This is a genomic window from Candidatus Cryosericum odellii (assembly GCF_003570935.1).
Taxonomy (GTDB): domain Bacteria; phylum Caldisericota; class Caldisericia; order Cryosericales; family Cryosericaceae; genus Cryosericum; species Cryosericum odellii.
Genome location: NZ_QXIU01000143.1, coordinates 1,401 through 5,519 on the forward strand (window position 1 = coordinate 1,401; position 4,119 = coordinate 5,519).

Genomic DNA, 4,119 nt, shown 5'->3' on the forward strand with positions numbered 1-4,119 from the left:
GTTGCGTCCTTGCGGTCGAGGATGGTACAGACCTTCCCCTCGCGCATGACGACGACCCGATCGGACAACTCGAGGATCTCGGGAAGTTCAGACGAAATGAATATGATGGAAACGCCCGAATCGGCGAGTTCTGCGATGATCCGGTGTACCTCGCTCTTGGCGTGGACGTCAATACCGCGGGTCGGTTCGTCCAGGATCAGGAGCCTCGGCACCGTCGCAAGCCATTTTGCGATGACAACCTTCTGCTGGTTTCCACCGGAGAGGCCGGAGATTACCTGTTCCCGGTTCGTCAGCTTGATGTCGAGCGATTTGATGTACTTGTCGGTGATCTGCCGCTCCTGGGTCCGATTGATGATGCCGAACCAGTTGGTAAGTACCTTGTGGATACTCATCGTCAGGTTGTCACGGACGGTCATGTTGAGTATGAGGGACTGGACTTTTCGGTCTTCGGGAAGGTAGGCGATCCCGTGGGCTACCGCCTCCTCGGGGCTTCTGATCTCGACCGGTTTTCCGTCGAGGAGGATCTCTCCTTTCGTCTTCTTAGCGGCGCCGATGATGAGCCGGGCCGTTTCTGTCCGACCCGCACCGATAAGCCCGGCAAGCCCCACGATCTCACCCTTGTGGACGGCGAAGCTCACATCCTCGACATAAGGAGGACCGGAGAGGTTCTTTGCCTCGAAGACGACCTCGTCGGCGGCCTTTGAGGTCCGCTGGGTATAGAAGTTCGATATCTCCCGGCCGACCATCTTCGTTATGAGCTGCTTCTGGGTCGAGTTCTTCGTCACCAGCTCTCCCATGCTCTCGCCGTCGCGGAGGACGACGATCCGGTCGGTGATCTCAAACACCTCGTCCAGTTTGTGTGAGATGAAGATGACAGAGATGCCCCTGGATTTGAGTTCCGTGATGACGCTGAAGAGCTTGGTGACCTCCCGGTCGCTGAGGGAAGAGGTTGGCTCATCCATGATGAGGAGGCTGGCATTCGTGAGGAGGGCCTTTGCGATCTCGATCATCTGCTGCTGGGCCGTACTGAGATTTCTCACCTCGGTGTCCATGTTGACAGAGACATCGAGGTATTTGAAGACCTCGGCCGCCTTCTCCTGCATCATCTTGAGATCGAGGAAGGGTGAGTTCTTCCTGTCCAACTCACGCCCCAGGAAGAGGTTGTCGAGGGGTTTCAGGTTCGGGCAGTTATTGAGTTCCTGGAAGATGATAGAGATTCCGGCAGCCTGGGCTTGCCGTGTCGTGGTGAAGGATACCTGCTTTCCGCCCCAGGTGACCGTCCCTGAATCTGGCTGGTACACGCCGGTGAGGATCTTCATCAGGGTTGATTTCCCCGCGCCGTTTTCCCCCATGAGACCGACGACCTCACCAGGTTTGACCTCGAAATCGACGTCGTGGAGGGCAAGGACGCCGGGGAACGACTTCGTGATGCCCTTCATTACCAGAGTCTTGTTTTCCATGCTGGATCCGTCTACTTCTTCCGGAAATGGTCGAGTACGGCCGCGAGTACGATGACGACACCGATGATGGCCGTCTGCCAGTAGGACGAGACTCTCATCAGTACGAGGCCGTTGGCGAGGATGCCCATGATGCAGGCACCGATGACGCAGCCGAGCACGCTTCCAGCGCCGCCGGCGAGCGAAGTACCGCCGATGACGGCCGAGGCGATCGCTTGCATCTCCCAGCCGGTCCCCGCGTCCGCCTGGGCAGATTCGAACCGCGCCACCAGGATGATGCCGACGATGCTCGCGGTGAAGGCGGCGATCACGTAGAGGAAGAATTTGATCTTCTTGACGTTGACGCCGGAAAGGAAGGTCGCCGTTTCGTTGCCACCGATGGCGTAGATGCGCCGCCCGAACGAGGTCTTTGTGAGAACTACCTGGGCGATAATAGCAACAACGAGCATGATCCAGACCGGAACAGGAATATGGAGGAAGTCCCCCTGGGCGATGAACAGGATCGACTTGGGGATGTTTGTGATCGGCCAGCCCTTGGTGACAATGAGGATCGTTCCTCGGGCGATCTCCTGGGAACCGAGGGTGACAATGAAGGGGGGGATAAGTACGTACGAAACGAGCCAGCCGTTGAAAATACCGATGAGGACGCCGACGACCATGCCGAACAGGATTGCAAGCCATGGATTGACGCCGGCCACCATCGCGCCAGCCGATGCGACGCCGGCGAGACCCATGGTGGCGCCGACCGACAGGTCGATGCCACCGGTAAGGATGACAAAGAGCTCGCCAATGGCCACGATGGCTACGAGGGCAATCTGGCGGGAAACGAGATAGACGTTGCTTCCGCTCAGCAAGTTTGGAGCCATGATCTGGATGACCGCAATCATGATGAGAAGTGCCAGGAAGATTGCCGACTCGCGCTGTTTGACGATTGCGGAGACCACGGACCAGCCTCTCGCCTGTTTCTTTGTCATAGTAGTTTCTCCTTTTGACTAAAGGAATATACGTCGCGCGAAGGCGGAAAGCATTCGCGTTATGACGCGCGGGCAATCCTCCGCGTACGCGGGTGTTCGTCGTCCCCGCGCGTATCGTCGGCGCGCAGGCAACGTCCTGCGCGCCGACGATACGCTACCGTATTAACTGCCGCCGGTAGTTGCCCCGGCGAACTCTTTCTTCATGTCGTCCATGTAGGTGGCGACGTTGGCTTTCGTGACGATGACCATGCCGGTATCGATGTTTTGGAGGGTCTTGCCTTGCGTTGCAGCGAGGAGGTTCTCGATGGAGAGCCAACCCATCTTGTAGGTCTTCTGGACGAGGCAGAACGCGATGGACCCATCTTTAATTCCATCGAGGGTAGTTGTAACGTCGTCGAATCCGCCGAGGATGACCTGGCCCTGTTTCAGGCGCCCCTTGGCGATTGCATCCTTGACGGCGCTGTTGGCGCCGGCGATTTCCGCGGAAACCGCGAAAATCGCATTCAGTTTCGGATAGGCCTCGAGAATCGCTTCTGTCTTCGTCTGGGTGACGCTTAAGTCACCTTGTTCGTCAACGACGTCGAGGATCTTGATATTCGGCGCAATCTTTGCCATTGTTTCCTTGAAACCCTTGGTGCGAAGGTTCAGGTTCGATGCAGCGAGGCCACCCTGAAGGATGATCAGGTTGCCCTTGTTGCCCATAAGTTTGGCCATTTCTGTCGCAGCTGCGGAACCGGCGCTCTCGTTGTCGGTGCCGATGTAGCAGAGTGCCGCGGAGGAAGGAGCCGGTGCATCAAAGGTGATGACCTTGATTCCTGCCTTGGTTGCCTCGGCGATGACCGGCACGAGCCCGGCGTCGTCGTTGGCGGAAATCGCGATGCCGTCGACCTTCTGGGCGATCAGGTCTTCGATAACCTGCACCTGGAGCGGAACCTCGAATTTCTGCGGGACGGCCTCTTCAACCTTGATGCCATATTTGGCGCCGGCATCCACGAAACCCTGGTAGCATGGGATATAGTACGGATGAACTCCCTTCGGAACCATCACGAACGTCAGCTGCTTGGCGGGCGTGGTGGTGGCGGAAGGGGTGGTGACCGGGGGGGTGGTGGTGGCAGCCTTCTGTGTGCAGGACGTGAGCATGACCATCGGGATGATCACGGCCATGACAACGAGCAGTACGAGCGTGCTTCGTTTCTTCATCTTACTCTCCTTTGTACATCTCGACTTACCGTCAAAGCTTTCGCTTTGCCAACAGTGTCGGTAATGCCCAGCTCCATGAGACTGTCGACGTTCATGACGGCCTCTTCCCAGAATTACAGGCAAAAATCAAATATTTCCGCACCTCCTTTTTGTCCCTGATTATTTGTGGTACGTTTCTTGCCGTACCACAAGAGTTTTGTTGCCACGCGACAAAACTCGAAAACAGCCTGTGTAAGCTGCTATGCTTACTTTGAACTAACAGGGCTGGTCTGGCCATAGTACGCATCTGGTCCATGCTTCCGTTGGTAATGCTTGTTTACGATATAGTCAGGCAGCGGCTTGGCAGACGGGTTGATCTGGAGAGTCAATGCCGCCATTCGGGCAATCTCTTCGAGAACAGCCCCGTTATACACTGCTTTTGCAGCGCTCGGTCCCCAGGCAAAGGGTCCGTGACCGCCGACAAGGACCATCGAAACCTCGTCCGGGTC

4 protein-coding genes are annotated in these 4,119 nt (G+C 57.1%); all 4 read right to left on the reverse strand.

The features are described from left to right. On the reverse strand, nucleotides 1–1,460 hold a 1,460-nt coding region (locus SMC5_RS05940), incomplete at its 3' end, for a sugar ABC transporter ATP-binding protein (protein WP_133299173.1). An 11-nt stretch (nucleotides 1,461–1,471) separates the two neighbouring features. Then, nucleotides 1,472–2,431, reverse strand: coding sequence for an ABC transporter permease (locus SMC5_RS05945; protein ID WP_119119981.1), 960 nt, complete (start codon nucleotides 2,429–2,431; stop codon nucleotides 1,472–1,474). A gap of 162 nt (nucleotides 2,432–2,593) precedes the next feature. Then, nucleotides 2,594–3,631 (reverse strand): sugar-binding protein, encoded by a 1,038-nt coding sequence (locus tag SMC5_RS05950; RefSeq protein ID WP_207799105.1) that lies wholly within the window; start codon nucleotides 3,629–3,631, stop codon nucleotides 2,594–2,596. A 245-nt stretch (nucleotides 3,632–3,876) separates the two neighbouring features. Continuing rightward, a partial coding sequence (locus tag SMC5_RS05955) for a class II aldolase/adducin family protein (RefSeq protein ID WP_207799106.1) occupies nucleotides 3,877–4,119 on the reverse strand: 243 nt, incomplete at its 5' end.